Annotated in this window: 8 protein-coding genes; 1 reads left to right on the top strand and 7 read right to left on the bottom strand. The window is 54.6% G+C overall.

What is annotated here, in order from left to right; all coding sequences use genetic code 11:
- Positions 1–67: 67 nt before the first annotated feature.
- The 3 genes from I6L34_RS03765 to I6L34_RS03755 form a co-directional block, all read right to left on the bottom strand.
- Entirely contained in the window at positions 68–592 is a 525-nt protein-coding gene (locus tag I6L34_RS03765) for a hypothetical protein (RefSeq protein WP_216955717.1), read from the bottom strand.
- 31 nt (positions 593–623) lie between these two features.
- Positions 624–1,502, bottom strand: a complete 879-nt coding sequence (locus I6L34_RS03760) for an inovirus-type Gp2 protein (RefSeq protein WP_216955714.1) — start codon at positions 1,500–1,502, stop codon at positions 624–626.
- Positions 1,503–1,760: 258 nt separating this feature from the next.
- Positions 1,761–1,973, bottom strand: a complete 213-nt coding sequence (locus I6L34_RS03755; protein WP_216955711.1) for an AlpA family phage regulatory protein — start codon at positions 1,971–1,973, stop codon at positions 1,761–1,763.
- A 338-nt stretch (positions 1,974–2,311) separates the two neighbouring features.
- Here I6L34_RS03755 and I6L34_RS03750 point away from each other — a divergent pair, with 338 nt between their 5' ends.
- Complete coding sequence (locus tag I6L34_RS03750; protein ID WP_216955708.1) at positions 2,312–3,919, top strand: hypothetical protein; 1,608 nt, start codon at positions 2,312–2,314, stop codon at positions 3,917–3,919.
- A gap of 358 nt (positions 3,920–4,277) precedes the next feature.
- Here the strand turns inward: I6L34_RS03750 and I6L34_RS03745 are convergent, their stop codons facing one another.
- The 4 genes from I6L34_RS03745 to I6L34_RS03730 all read right to left on the bottom strand — a co-directional run bounded on the left by I6L34_RS03745 (position 4,278) and on the right by I6L34_RS03730 (position 16,166).
- Positions 4,278–5,630: a site-specific integrase gene (locus I6L34_RS03745; RefSeq protein ID WP_216955705.1), complete on the bottom strand. Its 1,353-nt coding sequence runs from the start codon at positions 5,628–5,630 to the stop codon at positions 4,278–4,280.
- 371 nt (positions 5,631–6,001) lie between these two features.
- Positions 6,002–10,192, bottom strand: coding sequence for a formate dehydrogenase subunit alpha (gene fdhF / locus I6L34_RS03740; RefSeq protein WP_216955702.1), 4,191 nt, complete (start codon positions 10,190–10,192; stop codon positions 6,002–6,004).
- A gap of 525 nt (positions 10,193–10,717) precedes the next feature.
- Positions 10,718–11,929, bottom strand: coding sequence for an EAL domain-containing protein (locus I6L34_RS03735; RefSeq protein ID WP_216955699.1), 1,212 nt, complete (start codon positions 11,927–11,929; stop codon positions 10,718–10,720).
- Entirely contained in the window at positions 11,922–16,166 is a 4,245-nt protein-coding gene (locus tag I6L34_RS03730; protein ID WP_216955695.1) for a transporter substrate-binding domain-containing protein, read from the bottom strand. The genes I6L34_RS03735 and I6L34_RS03730 overlap by 8 nt, the downstream gene beginning before the upstream one ends.
- Between the last annotated feature and the right edge of the window lie 56 nt (positions 16,167–16,222).

Below are 16,222 nucleotides of genomic sequence, written 5' to 3'. Positions count from 1 at the left end.
TTTTTATATCGACTATATGCTTAGATATTCGCTGTTCTTTATCTAAAGAACGACAGGTTGGTTGTGGTTAAAATCTATTAGCTTTGTCGAAGCTCCGAGCTTGATAGCTGAGATGTGTGTTATGAATGCAGTCATCAATCTTGGTTAATTCACGGCGAACGAACTGCAATGCGGCATCGACTCCCTCAGAGTTGGCATGCCTTTGGCAAAAAATACTGAACGCTAGGACGGCAGAATGTCGCTCTTTGTAGAAGAAGTGCATTCGTAGCGGATGCTTTGCCACTCCGTATAGCGGGGCATCTATCCCGTCAAATCGGTTACCCAACGTTTCTTGAAACTGATCCAGGGTAAGGTCATAGACCAGTCCATCGATTTCTAGCCAGTAATGCGACTCACGACCATCCCTGGTATCGCCTTTTACAACAGTCACGGTGTGTTGTGTGGGCAGAAGCATTGCCAGCATTCCAAACACCACAGAGGCCCCCTGACAGCAGTTCAGGGGGAAGCTTGTGAAGAAGGGCAACCCAGTTAGGCTCTCGTAGTGCTGCTCAAATACAAGCCGTGTGGCTTTGGCAAGTTGCTCGATGGTCATTCGTGACTCCAGGTCGGGAGCCAATAAGATACTACTCCCAACGTTCCCTGAGAACCCTGGGTCTTCCACCTTTCCCTCTTCTGTGAGGTACCTCCATTTTACCCACACTTCTAAAGCGCTCATACATCACTGCCAGTAGCGCTTCATCAAACTTGAGCAAATAGCTCAGTGCATTATGTAATAGCAGATGACGTTTTTCTAAGTCATCGCAACGCACCATCCCAATACCGTATGCTCCCCACTCTTCGTATTTATTCCTATCCGCATTGCAGTTGTAATATGTTCTGGGTTCACGACTCAATGATTTCCATTCCTCACCCAATTTACGCCCAAGACTAATATCACCCTGGACTTTATTGCCATTGAATATAAATGCCATATGGTAGTGATAGCCCCTGGCCACTCCATACTCTAACTTCCATACATACCCTAAAAGATTACGATAGCGACGTTTTACCGCTCTCAGGTACGTGTCTCTATCATCTATTGCTTCTTCGATGGTCAGAGTGTCTTTAATTTCATCACCATAGTGAACATCCACCCTGACCACCAGGAGTTTAGAATACAGCCTAAATAGTTTGTTGATATAGTCATGGACACTAGTGCTATTACGTGCCTCAGAGCGTTTCAGATTACGTAAACGCTTCTGATGCAGAGATGTATCAAGCTCCTCCAAGAACTCCTCTATAACGTCTTCTAGTTCGGGAGATAATTGCCTATCTACATATATCTCTCGATAAGGGTAAAAGTATCTCAAGAACAGCTCAACCGAGGGATGAGCAGACTTAGCCTCTCTGTAGTGATAGTAATGTTTGGTAACAGCATCCATTGCTTTTTGGAAAACATGGATGTTTATAGTTGGATAGTTAGATTCTAAGCTTTTAATAAATTGCAGGATATGGACAGACATGAGTAATCCCTCAATGAAGAGTAGGTTTAATATTCTAAGGGGAGTGTATGGTTAACTGAGGTTAGGTAGTTAGTAGATGGGTATAATGTTGATTGACATTAAATAATATAAACACCTTAACCTGCGTTAATTAATGCGTATCTCTCCGTAGGCATGCTTGCGAAGATAAAGACATTTAATGATGTGTGTTTGTCGTTATGGCTGTTAGTTGAGAACAAACAATCAGCAGGTTAACTTATGGAGCCTTTATGGCTTAAATCAAAACCCCCTCATTGATGCTTGCTTAGTTAACCAAACATCAATTTCATGTTCAAACCAGCCAACAGCTGACAAGCCCAACTTAAATGGCTTGGGGAAATTCTTGTCATAGCGAGGGGATTTATCGCTGATGCGGTCATAGATAGTTGAACGGGCAAGGCCGGTCTTTTGGATAACGTCTTTGATGCGCAGGACTTTGGGGGACGTGTTCATGGTGTACTCCTGATGGTATGGGTTTCGTTCACCAGAAGGGATTGGGGGTTGAAAAAAACTGGCTTTAGACATCCTGAGCAGGGATGTATAGTGTGGGAGATGGCGAGGATGAGGATGACACTATGAAAAGAGGTGTAGAAAAGGATGTTTGAGCGTAACTGGAAGAGTGCCAGCTTGATTTTGAGTTGCATGGCTGAGATGGGGTGGTGGGCTGCATGAATCTGCCCATGTTTAATGGTTGCTGATGGCACGATCCGGAACCTAGGTGCATGTGCCACCTAGGTGGGTTGTTGGTGTTTTTTTGAGCGGATATTCTATTTGGTGATATTGGTATCAATATGAATTTAAATAGGGTTTTTAATTTTTTATATTTTGGGTTTGTTGGTGATGATGTTGGCCGTAGGAGGAGTAGCGATACAAAGACTGAAGTTTTAATAAATATTATAAAGGAACACGGAGTTACTATTCGTCATGGAGTTAGTGTCAATTGCGATGAGTATCGTGCATTAATGTCAGCTGACTTAATATATCGATATTCAAATAACTCAAAAATAGATGGAGACCAATTAAAAAGGTGGCAGGTAAAATATTGTTTTCTACGTAATGTTGCAATGAATAGGGAAACATTGAGTGCTCATAAAATAAAAAATATACAGTATGATTTTGAACAGCTTAATGTCTTCCTTGGGTATTATAACGAGTTGGGGAAGTATGATGAGACCATAAGCGAGGTAACAACTCTGCTGAATGATTTCGAAACATGTACAGAAGATAATCCTAATGAAAGAGCAGCTGTTTTTTTAAAAAGCTGTGTCAGCCTGATGGATGTTGAACTTAACAAGAAAAGCATTTCTCTTTGCAATGAGTTGAAGATCGGAGATCGCTCTGTGATGGAGTATTCTCATTATATAATTACGGCAATAGCTGTAAAGCTAATGTCAGAATTTAGCAAGACAAAGCCAACTGGCGAATCTGGTGTGAGATTCTTAGATGGTAATCTATTTTCGTTTTATGTTGAAATTATCAGGGAGGATATATTTTCCAGACGAACAGATGAATTAATAAATAGGTTGCAGGCTTTTATAGATATGTTCATTATCGGCATCTGTTACAACAAAAAACAACAAGATGCCAGAAGGAAATATATCTTTGATATCATTCGCTCTGTACCAAGAGAGTGTATTTGTCTTCAGGTCGAAAGTGTAAAAAATAGTGTTAGACAGTTTGTTGAAAAGTATGGTCATTCGTTTTTTGATTACATGTCTAAAAATAGATTCAATAGGTACTTAAATAGAAAATGGTATCATGAGCTATATCATTTAGCTGGGAAAGATAAGGAGTATTTTGGATTTATAACTACAGTGATGTCCTTCTTGCCACGAGAGCGTCATGATGTTAAAAAAATCATGTTATTATCAAAAAAAGCATTAGAGAAAAAAGAGAGGGAAAAGGTAAATAGTAAAAGAACTCAACTAAATGTAGAGGTTGATTCTGCAACCATGGACAATCTAGAAATATTAGAAAAAAAGCTAGGTAAGAAAAGATTTGATGTAGTCATAGAAGCTATCAAATTACTATATAGAATGAGTATAAGATCGCCACGTTCACCAAGGCAGGATTTAGGAATTAAACCTGATCAAGTTGATATGAGTCAGGCTGATTATAAAAGACATTCACGTCAAAATATTAGTTTAAGAATGCCACCTTGGAAAAATAAGAACAGACATTCGAATAATGAAATACAAGATGCGCCACATGCATCTACTTTATTGGATAGCGTGAGTGAAAATGGAGCCAGCGCAGCCCCATCTGAGGTGTCTCAATCTCATCAACCGCCTACTTCTGCTGAACTGCCAGCATCTGATGTGGTGGGGGATAAAGAGGTAGATGAAGCAGCAATTTCCAGCTCCAAAGCATTGCAAGCATTAGGCGATAACTTGGGCTGAGCCGCTTGGAAAACAAGAAGGAAGCGGCCCATCAAGGCAGCTGATCGAATAGGTCAGTACGGTGGTATGCAGCACATGTCAACCCGCTCTCGGTAAACTGTACCATGGCCGCAGAATTGGCCGAGGGCATCTGTGCTTTCTGGCAGGCCAGAGGCGATAAGGCCGAGCATACCAAGTGGCAGAGGGTCTATCAGGATCACCTACAGCAGACCACCTGACAGGCAAGGCTAATGGCCAGGGAGGGCGCCGCATCAGCTATGTGCCCATCAGGTGGCTGCGTAGCATATCAGGCTAAACAGGCTCATAGAAGGAAGCGGCCGATGGCCGCTTCCTTCTTAGGTCTGATTGAGCTGAAAACTCAGCGTTTACCGAATGTCCCTTGGATTACGTTCCCCATAACATCAGGTGATTTTTCTACTTCATGTTGGGCTATTTGATGTTTCACAATATCCCCCCACCGAAGAAATAAACTCCTCAGTTTTTCAGGGTTACGTAAAGCACCCGCCTGATAAGTTCGCAGGAGTTTGTCACTGATCTGGTGGTTCAGCATATGCTCTATCTCTAGAGGTCCTGCACCAAGTTCAATTCCACAGCAGTTTGCAACACTGCGCCGCAGGTCGTGTACGCTAAAAGGCTCAAGTTCAGCCAGCTTACGCTTCTGTAGCCGGTCAAGGGCGCGCATAAGTGCGTCACCTGTGATGGCATGACCCAGCTTCGTCGTCGATTCGAACACATATGGACTGGTAGAGGAGGTTATCATTCGCTGCTCTGAAATGATTTCCTGAGCCAAAGGCGACAAGGTCACCACATGCGGGCGCCCATTTTTGGTTTCCGGGATCGTCCAGCGATCACCATCCAAGTGTGCCCATTGCATCGATATCACTTCACCTCGACGAACCGCGCTCAATATGACGATTTTAATTGCATTGGCGACACTTCCAGAAAGAACAGAAGTCGTAGCAATGCCACGGCCACCAGCTGTTAACGCTCCGCCACCTTCAACACCCTCTTCTAATGCATGCCACAAGGCTCGTAATTCAGAGATTGGTAGCCAACGTTCTCGAGGTGGATTGGGGGTCGCATTGTACACTTTGGGTTTGAGTGCCAACGTGGGGCTCATCTCGATAAGCTGTCGTCGCATAGCCTCCTCCATCACCTGGTTCATTATCCCCATTGCTTTGCGAAGCCCTTCCAGAGAGACCTTCTGTAGCTTCTGATAGTGTTGGTGGAGGACGGCCATGGTGATATCGCAAACTCGATATTTACCAAGGACCTTTTGCAAGTGTGCTTGGTAGATTCGACGATAATCAGTGACGGTTCGAAGGCTAATTTCTGATCGAACGCCATCACGGCGTTTTACGCTGGCTTTGTGGCTAAGCCATTGCTCAAACAGTTCATCAAGCACGAGCATCTGTTCGTTCTTTTGTTTAGCCTCTGCAACAACCTGACGGGGATCGATGCCCTGTTTGACTTGCCCCACCGCAACACAATGTCGCTCACGAGCTTGAGCAAGTCCCATCGCAGGGTATAGTCCAAGGACCATGGTTTGTTGCTTGCCAAGTAGCCTAAATCGATACACGAAGCGCTTTTGCTTACCAGCACGAACCTCGAGTGATAACCCGTTACCATGTTTAGAGCTGATAGCAAATCGGGTTGCGGTCGCACCTTCTTTAAGCTCTGCCGCCGCGACTTGTCGATCTTGAGAAATCATCCTAAAACCTCGTTTTGGGGTACCACATGGGGTACCACATTTGGCATCGTATAGGGTTGTATGTCGTTGGACAAGGGTGAATTTGCTGCGCACTTAAGTCACTGAATTTAAGGTGATTTATTTTATTTGTTGGATTTATTAAGACAGGATTAAACGTGAGTTTATTGACTTCGTAATGCGAAGGTCAGGAGTTCGATTCCCCTTATCGGCACCATATAAAACAAAGGGTTAGCTTCTCATCGAAGCTAACCCTTTGTGCTTTCTGGCTGGTGACCCTTCTCATCCCCCTCTTTTGCTATCGCAACCCCAAAGGGGAAGGGGCAGCGGGCCAACCCTCCCGGCAGGCGGCTACGCAGGTTTTGCTATTCCCCTCAGGCAACCTCGATGTCTGGCTTGGCTGGCTCCTTCTGCATGGATAGCTCTCCAGTTTGCGACGGGGATTCCAGCTTGTCGATGCGCACCGCAGCTACCTTGAACTCGGGGATTTTGGCGTGGGGGTCGGTGGCATTGATGGTGAGCCGGTTGGCCGGGGCTTCGGCGAAGTGGAACGGGATAAAGACCACGCCAGGCTGCATCCGCTTGGTGACGAAGGCGGGCAGTTCGATATGGCCGCGGCGGCTGGTGACCTTCACCCGTTCACTGTTGCTGATCCCCATCCGCTCGGCGTCCGCCACGCTCATCATCACCCGCGGGCCAGCCAGCTTGTCGAGCCCCTTGGTCTTGCGGGTCATGGTGCCGGTATGGAACTGCTCCAGCAGGCGGCCGGTAGTGAGCACGATGGGATAGGTCTCGTCGGGCAGTTCGGCGGCATAGCGGAACGGGGTGGCGACCATCTCCCCCTTGCCACGGGTGAACTGCTTGCCGTGGAGCAGGCGAGTGCCTTCGGGCGCCGCATCGTTGCAGGGCCACTGTAGCCCTTGCGCTCCCACCTTGTCCCACTGGATGCCGGCGTATTGCGGGGTGACTTGGCAGATCTCGGCGGTGATCTCCTTCGGGTGTTGATAGCGCCAGTCGCCACCCATGGCGTTGGCGATCTGCTGGATGATCCACCAATCCTCCCGCGCCTCACCCGGTGCCTTGAGGGCGGGGGAGATGCGCTGTACCCGCCGCTCGGTGTTGGTGAAGTGGCCGCTCTTCTCGGCAAAGGAGCAGGAGGGGAGAACCACATCGGCCAGCTGGGCAGTTTCGGAGAGGAAGATATCCTGCACCACCAGAAACTCCAGCTGCTTGAGCCCCTCGATGACATGATGCTGATCCGGATCGCTCAGCACCGGGTTTTCCCCCATCACATAGAGCCCCTTGATGCTGCCCGCACAGGCGGCATCTATGGTCTCGGTAAGGGTGAGGCCGGGCGTGCGCGGTAAGTCCGGTTGCTGCCAGGCGGTGGCGAAGCGGGCATGCACCTCGGGGTTGGCCACCTTCTGATAGCCGGGCAGGCAATTGGGCAGTGCCCCCATGTCACAGGCGCCCTGCACGTTGGATTGGCCGCGCAGCGGGTTGATGCCGCCCCCTTCTATGCCGATGTTGCCGCACAGCAGTTGCAGGTTGGCGATGGCGCGCACGTTGTCGTGACCGGTGGTGTGCTGGGTGATCCCCATGGAGTAGTAGATGGCGGTGCGTTCGGCGGTGCCGATGAGGCGGGCGAGCTCGATCACCTGCTCGGCCGGTACGCCGGTGACGAGGGCAACCTTGTCCGGTGCATAGGCGGGGGAGAGCACCTCCGCTTGCAGCGCCTCGAACCCTTCCACCCGATCGGCAATATAGGCCTTGTCGTGCCAGTTGTTCTGGATGATCTGCTGCATCAGGCCGTTGAGCAGCATCACGTCGGTGCCGGGGCGGTGTGCCAGATAGAGGCTGGCATGGTCCGCCATCTCGATCCGCTTGGGATCGGCCACTACCAGCCGCGCCTTGCCCATGGTGACGGCCCGCTTGATATGGGATCCGATGATGGGGTGGGCTGCCGATGTGTCGGAGCCGATGATGAAGATGAGATCCGAGTGATCGATGCTCGGGATGTCGTTGGTCATGGCGCCACTGCCGAGTGACGCCTCCAGCCCGGTAACGGTGGAGGCGTGGCAGAGCCGCGCGCAGTGATCCACGTTGTTGGTGCCCAGCTCCCGGCGTATGAACTTCTGGAACAGGTAGTTCTCTTCGTTGGTGGTTTTGGCTGACGAGAAACCCGCCAGCGCATCGCTGCCATAGCGCTGGCGAAGGGCGGTGAAACGCTCGGCCACCAGGGCGATGGCCTCCTGCCAGCTGGCAGGCACCAGCTCGCCATCCTTGCGGATGAGCGGTGTGGTGAGGCGCTCCTCGCTCTGGATAAAGTCAAAGCCGAAGCGTCCCTTGACGCAGAGCAGCCCCTGATTGACCGGCGAGTTGCGATTCCCTTCCACATAGCGGATGCGGTTGTGCGCCTCATCGACGTAGAGGGTGACGCCGCAGCCGACCCCGCAGTAGGTGCAGATGGTATTGACCGGCGTGAGCAGTTCGGTGCGCCCCTGCGACTTGTCGCGGGCATCTACCAGGGCTCCGGTGGGGCAGACCTGTACGCAGGCGCCGCACTGCACGCAGTGGTAGTCGCCCATCGAGAGTCCCGTGTCGAACTGCGGCCGGTTCGAGAGGGTGCCATCGCTGTTCTTGGCAAAGCGCAGCACCCCCTGCACCGCTTGCTCACCACAGGTCTGCACGCACTGGCCGCAGCCGATGCAGCGGTTTGCATCAAAGACGATAAATTCGCTGCTGTTATCCACTGCAAACTTCTGGCATTGACTGGTATCGAGAGCGCTCTGGTCGACCTTGTATTCGGTGGCGTAGTCGCGTAGCGCGCAATCGGTATTGGCCTGACAGCCGCATTCGAGGCAGCGGCTGGCTTCGCTGCGGGCATCGGCATCACTCAAACCACGCTCCACCTCGGCAAAGCTGCCCTCGCGATCCTGCTCTGCCAGATGGGGCATGATGCTGCGGGCGACTTTTTTCAAGTGAGCAAACTGGGCGGGATCAACCTGTTTGAGTGTGGGAGCCTTGCAGGCGTTGAAGGGGTGAACCGGATCGATCATGTCACCATGGAGGAACTGATCGATGGCCAGCGCCGCCTTGCGACCATCGGCGACCGCCTCGATGGCGGTGGCTGGCCCGCGGCGCAGATCGCCGATGGCGAACAGGTTGCCGTGGCCGCTGTGCATGGTTTCGGGATGGGACTCCAGCGTCTGCCAGCGGGTGAAGGGGAGGGTGAGGGGCTCCCCTTCCATAAAGCTGAGATCCGGCTGCTGCGACACGGCCGCAATCACGGTATCAAACTCTTCAAAGAAGAACTCACCAGTGGGCTCCGGGCGTCGGCGACCGGAGGCATCCGGCTCGCCGAGGGCCATCTTCTCGAGGCGCACCTGACAGACGCGACCAGCCTCATCGGCCAGATTCTCTACCGGATTGGTGAGCATCAAAAAGCGCACACCTTCCTGCTCCGCCTCGTCGATTTCGTAGGCTTCGGCGGGCATCTCGGCGCGGGTGCGGCGATAGATAAGGGTGGTTTCAGCGCCCAGCCTGACCGCCGTGCGGGCGCAGTCGATCGCGGTATTACCACCCCCGATCACCGCAACCTTCTTGCCGGTGGTGAGCCGCTTGGCCAGCATCTGATCCTTGAGGTAATCGACCCCGAGATAACAACCGGCCAGGGTGCTGCCCGGGTAATCCATCGGCACCGCCTTGGAAGCGCCAACCGCCAGACAGACCGCATCATAGTCGCGGCACAGCGCCGAGAGGGTGATCTGGTGGCCCAGTCGCTGGCTGGTGTGGATCCGCATGCCACTCTGGCACATCAGGGCGATCTCCTGATCGAGGGTCGCCTTGGGCAGCCGGTATTCAGGGATGCCGTAGCGCAGCCAGCCACCCGCTTCGGGCATCGCCTCGAACAGATCGACCTCGAACCCCTCGTAACCCAGATAGTAACCGCAGGTGAGGCCGCCCGGGCCGCTGCCGATAATGGCCACCCGCTTGCCCTTGGCGGGCTTCTTTGCAGGTTGATAGGGGGCAATCTCGGCCAGATCGAGATCGGCGGCGTGACGCTTGAGGTGGCGAATGGCCAGCGGCTCATCTACCAAGGCGCGGCGGCACTGTGCCTCACAAAAGGCGGGGCAAACCCGGCCGATGGAGAGGGGCATTGGCAGGGTCTGCTTGATGACGGCCATGGCCGCCTGGTGCTCCCCCATGGCGATGTGGTGCAGATAGGATTGAATGTCCACCCCGGCCGGACAGGCGCGCTGGCAGGGGGCTTCGCAATCGGCGTAGTGATCTGCGAGGATGCGGCCGAGCGCCTGCTGGCGGTGCGCGCTCAGGATCTCGCTTTGCGTTGTGATCACCATCCCTGCCTCGGGGAGTGTCTCGCAGGCGCGGCGGATGCCGAGACCGGCAATCTCGACCACGCAGAGATCGCAGGGGGTCTTGGGGCCGCTGGTGTTGTCACCGCACAGGGAGGGGATATCAGTCTGGTGCTGTTTGGCTATCTGGAGCAGGGTCTGGGTCGGGTTAACCGTCAACTGAGCCCCATCGAGGGTGATGGTGATCATGGCGTCATAAACTCGCTTTCAAGGCGCAGAAAATGCTGCATCTGGCGGAGCCAGCAGGGGAAGCGACAGGGCGGCCGCTTGCTATACGCTCACCATAACAAAGATTATTTACAACTTTATTTGATTTTAGACAGCTTATTGTTCAAAAGAGAAAACGATTTCAGGTTGTCTTGTCTACCTCATCGGCTCGGCGCATCGTTGAGAACCATTCCTGTTACAGCAGGCAATTCATTGTCTTATTGTCAGTTTATGCGTCTGGTAGAAGAGAGACTGCTCTCGCTCGCGATAGGTGTTATCCACCAGTAGCACCATTTGTGATGCAACTTATTTTGCATAAATGGTGACTCAAGGCATGCGGCGAATGCAGAGCAAAGGGGGGCACTCGGTTGGATAAAAGGTTGGTGGAGAGGGGGCGGGCATGCGTGAGTGGCGAGTCCTAGATAAAGAGAATGGCCACCTTTTCCAAGACGGCCATTCACGTTGCCGGTCGGCGCGCTGTTGGCCCGAAGGGTTGGTCGCAGGAGATCAGCCGGATATCAGGGTGGGCAGTCGGGCTTGCCAGATCTGGTGCCAGTGCTGCAGTTCGCTGCGCGGCATAGGGCGGGCGGTAAAAAAGCCCTGACAGATATCGCACCCCAGCTTGGCCAGCAGTTGCCAGGTCTGCACATCTTCCACCCCTTCGGCGACTGATTTCAGCCCCAGCTTGCGTGCCAGCTCGATGCTCGATTCGATAATGGCCAGACGGGAGGGGTCGGCATAGCAGCGATCGACAAACGAGCGATCAAGTTTGAGCTCGGTAAAGGGCAGCAGCGCTAGCTGTTGCATCGAGGAGTAGCCGGTGCCGAAGTCATCGATGGAGAGGCCAAAGCCGTGCATCCGCAGCCGGGTCAGCACCTCCAGTGCCTTGCCGATATCCTCGACAAACGAGCTTTCTGTCACCTCCAGGGTGATCAGCTCGGGATTGACGCCCCAACGCTGGCACTGGTTGATCAGGAAGTGGCAGAGATCTCCCTCGATCAGCGAGGTGGTTGAGAGGTTCATCGACAGATTGAGGGAGAGACCGGTCTGTCCCCACAGATGGCAATCCTGCAGCGACTTGTTGATGATGACATCGGTCAGCTGATCGATAAGGCCGTTGTTTTCCGCCAGCGGGATAAACATGCCGGGGGAGAGCAGCCCGTATTCCGGATGCTGCCAGCGGGCCAGCGCCTCCATCCCCACCCACTGGCCGGACGCAAAGCCGACCTTGGGTTGATACCAGGGCAGCAACTGGTCGTTGTCGAGGGCGCGTTTGAGCTCGTCCACCGAGAGGACGAGGCCATCGTCCTTGCCCGAGGGGGCCGACTTGGGTGCCCAGGAGTCGATCAACTGGCGCAGCCGCTGCGGGCTGGAGGGTTTCTCGATGCGACCCAGCACATGGAGGCCATAGGCCGCGCTCATCCGCAGCACGGCCTCTACCACGTCATCTTCCAGCGCGCTGGAGAGGATGATGCCGCCCCGAAAGCCACCCAGCGAGAGGCGGCGCAGCAGCGCCATGCCATCCATGCCGGGCATCCGCAGATCGCAGAACAGGATGTCGACAGTGTGGCTCTGGCACAGCGCCAGGGCTTCGATGCCGTCTGCGGCCTCCAGCAGTTGCTGATAACCGAGCGCCCGGATCTGGTGCATCAGGGTCTTGCGTTGAAACCCGTGATCCTCGACCACCATGATGACCAACTCGTCTGCCGTTCTACTCATCGAGCCACAATCCCATTTCACGTTCAATATTGTTCATCTGTTCTTCCACTCTCTGTGTCAGCAGCGCGAGCTCGCTCAACTGTTTGAGGCGGGCCGCCGATTCCAGTTGCGCCGCCTGCTCGGCCAGGGAGAGCTCCCCGACCATTCTGGCTGCCCCTTTGATGCGGTGGGCGATCTCCACCAGCTCCTGGCTATCATCGGAGGAGAGCGCGCTCATCATAGCGTGGCAATCTTTCCGGTTGGAGGCCAGATACTCCCTTGCCATGCTTTTGGCAATATCTTCATCGCCAAACAGATCTTGCCAGCGACCGATCATGTCGAGATTGATGGCCTGTCGTGCGGGCACTCTCTCTGTGATCGTAGTCGCGGGCAACCACCGCAGCAGCATCTGGCGCAGTGACTCCAGCGAATAGGGTTTGCACAGCATGCCGTTCATACCGGCTGCCGTCATATTGGCTGCCGCCTCCTCCGAGGTATCGGCGGTGACGCCGATGATGGGGGCCTGCTCCCCTTGTTCCCGCAGGCGGCGGGTCAGGGTGTAGCCATCCATGTGCGGCATGTGGCAGTCGGTGATCAGCAGGGCGAAATCCCGGGTTTGCCAGGCGCGCAACGCCTTCTCGCCATCTTCCACTACCTCGCACTCCACCCCCAGAATCGCCAGCTGACGGGTCAGCAGGGCGCGATTGACCTGATGGTCATCGGCGACCAACACCCGCCCGCCCAGTTTTTCGATGCTGGCGGCATGGGCGGTCACTGCTCGCCCGGTGATCAGCTCGCGGCAGCTTTCGAGCAACAGATCCGGGTAGAGGGGGGATTGGCCGAGGCGCCACCAGTTCTCCGAGCCCATGCGTCCCCGCAACGCTTCGCGTGGGGAGAGGATGACCCCCTTGAGGGTGCCGGATTGCAGCAAGGTGTGCCAATCGCTCCCCAGACTGGACTCCAGCGCGGCCTCTTCCGCCAACAGCAGGCCGTCGAGATCGGCGGTGAGCTGGTGGATATCGAGGGGGGTTAACCGGGCGCCGAGCCGTGCCATGGTGGCCTGCAAGGCGGCATCGCTACCCAGCCACCACCATTCGCTGCCCGCCAGTGCGGGTGGCTCCCACAGGCCATTGAGCAGCGGGATGCTGAAGCGGAAACAGGCCCCTTCACCGAGCTGGCTTTTGACCGTCAGGGTACCGCCCATCTTCTTCACCAGCTGATCACAGATGGCCAGCCCCAGACCTGTGCCACCAAAGCGGCGATTGATATCGGATTCCACCTGCTCGAACGGGGTAAAGAGCAGCGCTTGCTTCTCTTCGGCGATGCCGATGCCGGTATCTGTCACCGCGATAACCAGCTGCTGGTCTTTATAGTTGGCCTGGATCGAAATAGCGCCCTGCTCGGTGAACTTCACCGCGTTGTTGAGCAGATTGGAAATCACCTGGCCCACTCTGACCGGATCGATATCGGCCAGGTCGGGGAGTTGCTCCTCCCACTGGAGCGTGACCTTCAGCCCCTTGCTGTAGGCCAGCGCGGCATGGCCGCGGACCACGTCGCACACCACTGGTTGCAGACGGCAGGATTGGCGATTGAGGTGCAGCTGACCCGCCTCGATTTTGGAAAAGTCGAGGATATCGTTGACCAGATAGAGCAGGTGGTTGGCCGAGCTCTCCACATTGCGCAGTAGATAGCGCTGGTCATCATTGAGCTCGCTCATGCGCAGCAGCTCCAGCATGCCGTGCATGCCCGAGATGGGGGTTCTCAGCTCATGGCTCATGGTGGCCAGAAAAAGGCTGCGAGCCTGCATCGCCTGCTCGGCCGCGGCGCGCGCCTCACGCAGCTCATGCTCCTGTTGCTTGATGGCGGTGATGTCCTGCACCACGCCGTTGAGCAGGCGTTCATTGCCCTGTTGTGCCACAAAGTTGCCGCGGATCTGGATATAGCGCTCCCCCTGAACAGAGGGCACCAGCACCTCCATATCGAGCGGCTCAAGGGTTTGCGCATGTTTGGCCACCTTATCGATAAAGGTTGCCATAGCCTCATCGTTCAAGCCGAGGATCACGCCGCCAGACTCGGCTGCCATCAACTCTTGATGGGTCATCCCGAGAATGTCGCTGGCCCCTTGGGACAGATAGAGGAATTTCCCCTTGCCAGCTCCTTGCCAGAGATATTGATAGACCAGACCCGGCATGCTGTCGGTGATGTCCCGCAGTCTGCCCTCCACTTCCCGCACCTTGTTTTCGGCGGCCTTGAGGGCGCTGACATCGGTCAAGACCGTCAGCACCCCCTGAATCTCGCCGTCTGCGCCGCGATAGGGCAACTTGACGTAGACTACGTGAAGGGGCACATCCCCCTCGCGCTGGGTATAACCCGATCCTTCGAAGATCTGGCCGGTTTCCCAGACCGCACGCTCCTCGCGCAGCATCTGTTGCCGCTCGTCCTCGGTCATATAGCCCCAGCGATCACCTTCTTCCCCATCACCGACAAACAGCTCGCGGTATGCTCGGTTGCTGAGGGTCAGGCGATGATCGCGATCCCGCAGCGCCACCATATTGGGCAGGGAGTCGAGCAGGGTCTGGATAAACACCAACTGCTCATTGAGCGTCTTCTCGGCCCGTTGACGCTGCACGATCTCCCGTTTCAGAGTGCGGTTCCACGCCCAGAACAGGGCAAACAGCAGGGTGGCAGCCGTGCCACCTATTACGAACCAGAGCAGCACGGTTTCGCTGTTGATGCCGGTCTGCACACTCATGGAGAGCCAGCGTCTCTCCACTTTATTGAGCTCCTCCGGCGGTATCGAATAGAGCACCTTGGTGAGGATCCGCTGCAGCATGGGATCTTTGCGCGTGGCCATGGCGACCGGCAGGCGCAAGTCTTTGCCGGCATAGACCACCTGATAGCGCTCGCTCACCCGTTTGTTGACGGATGGCAGGGTAACCATCACGTAGTCGGCATCGCCCGTGTCCAGCAGCTCCAGCAAGCGGTTGTCATTGTTGACCTCTACCGGATGGGCGCCGATGTGGGTCAGTAGATCTTTATCCAGCGAGCCATGCACCATGCCGACCCGTTTCCCTCGCAGCAGTGAGAGATCGGTGATATCGGCACTGCGTTTGGGGGCAATAACGACCCGATCGACAAACAGATAGCCGGGGGTGAACAGCGCAAACTGGCCACGGTCGTGGTTGGGGGATATGGCCGGAATAAAATCGATCTGCCGCAGCTTCAGCATATTCTGGGTTTCACCCCAGCTATTGGTGCGAACCAGAGAGAACTTCAGCCCGGAGACTTGCTGCATCAGCGCCATCAGGTCCGCCACATAACCGACCAACCTGCCCCGGTAATTGAATTCGCTCATGGAGGTCCAGTCCGGAGAGACGCCGTAAGTCAGCTCAGGATGCTGGTTGAGCCACTCCTGCTCCTCAGGGGTAAACTGCACAGACTTCACCGCTCCTGAGTCCGCATGTTGGCTAGTCGTGGTAGCTGCCAGCATGTGACGACGATCTTCAACCGGTATCTCGTTGAATGCCTTGCTCACCAGGCTGGCCAGTGCCGGGTCGCTCTTGTGCATATTGATAGAGAGAGACGTGCCGCTTACCCATTCCGGAGTGGCAATGGTGAAGCCAGCCTTGGGATGCTGATCTCTCACCATCACCAGTGACGGCATGTCGGCAAGATAGGCGTCAGCCATGCGCTTTTTGAGCATAAAGGCTGCTTCGCTGCGACTCTCTGCCTCGGTCACACGGGGAAATCCCAGTTTTTTCAATTCACTGCAAGCATTGACTCCTGTGACACAGACCCAGTGCAAGCCATGGGCATCCTGTCGTGACAACTTCGTTTTGCCATTGTTGAGCAGCACGCCGCGCGGCATGGAGAGCAAAAAAGGGAGGGAGACAATATTGGATCGCCACTGTTCGCTTGGCTGGTCGTTCACCAGCATGTCGATTGCGCCGTGGCCAAGCCCGGTTAGCGCATCCACGTAGGAGGGGTAAACCTTGTAGCGCAGGGTCAACCCGAGCGTCCTGGCAATCTGCTGCGCAATATCGGGGACTGGGCCGGTAAAGCGTTGATCTGCATCCTTATAGCTGTATGGAGGGTCACCCATCATCGGCATGCCGATGATCAACTCCTGGTGTGATGACAGCCAGGCGCGCTCAGACAGATCAAACTCGTCTTCATTCAGACTGGTAATGGCGTGCGCCGCCACGCCCCAGAGCAGTAGCAGGAGAAACAGGAATAGACGATCACATTGGCGGAGCATCAGAAGGAATCCAACAGAATTGGGCGCATATTGTAAGTGCATTAAAATGCAGCGGC

This window comes from Aeromonas sp. FDAARGOS 1404, from assembly GCF_019047085.1.
In the GTDB taxonomy this organism is placed as follows: Bacteria; Pseudomonadota; Gammaproteobacteria; order Enterobacterales; family Aeromonadaceae; genus Aeromonas; species Aeromonas veronii.
The sequence above is the reverse complement of the archived record's forward strand: the minus strand, read 5'-3'. Positions and strand labels throughout refer to the sequence as shown.

Excerpts from the sequence above, each read along its gene's own strand:
- I6L34_RS03765 (WP_216955717.1), bottom strand. The coding sequence starts at position 592 with ATGACCATCGAGCAACTTGCCAAAGCCACACGGCTTGTATTTGAGCAG.
- I6L34_RS03760 (WP_216955714.1), bottom strand. The coding sequence starts at position 1,502 with ATGTCTGTCCATATCCTGCAATTTATTAAAAGCTTAGAATCTAACTAT.
- I6L34_RS03755 (WP_216955711.1), bottom strand. The coding sequence starts at position 1,973 with ATGAACACGTCCCCCAAAGTCCTGCGCATCAAAGACGTTATCCAAAAG.
- I6L34_RS03750 (WP_216955708.1), top strand. The coding sequence starts at position 2,312 with ATGAATTTAAATAGGGTTTTTAATTTTTTATATTTTGGGTTTGTTGGT.
- I6L34_RS03745 (WP_216955705.1), bottom strand. The coding sequence starts at position 5,630 with ATGATTTCTCAAGATCGACAAGTCGCGGCGGCAGAGCTTAAAGAAGGT.
- fdhF (WP_216955702.1), bottom strand. The coding sequence starts at position 10,192 with ATGATCACCATCACCCTCGATGGGGCTCAGTTGACGGTTAACCCGACC.
- I6L34_RS03735 (WP_216955699.1), bottom strand. The coding sequence starts at position 11,929 with ATGAGTAGAACGGCAGACGAGTTGGTCATCATGGTGGTCGAGGATCAC.
- I6L34_RS03730 (WP_216955695.1), bottom strand. The coding sequence starts at position 16,166 with ATGCTCCGCCAATGTGATCGTCTATTCCTGTTTCTCCTGCTACTGCTC.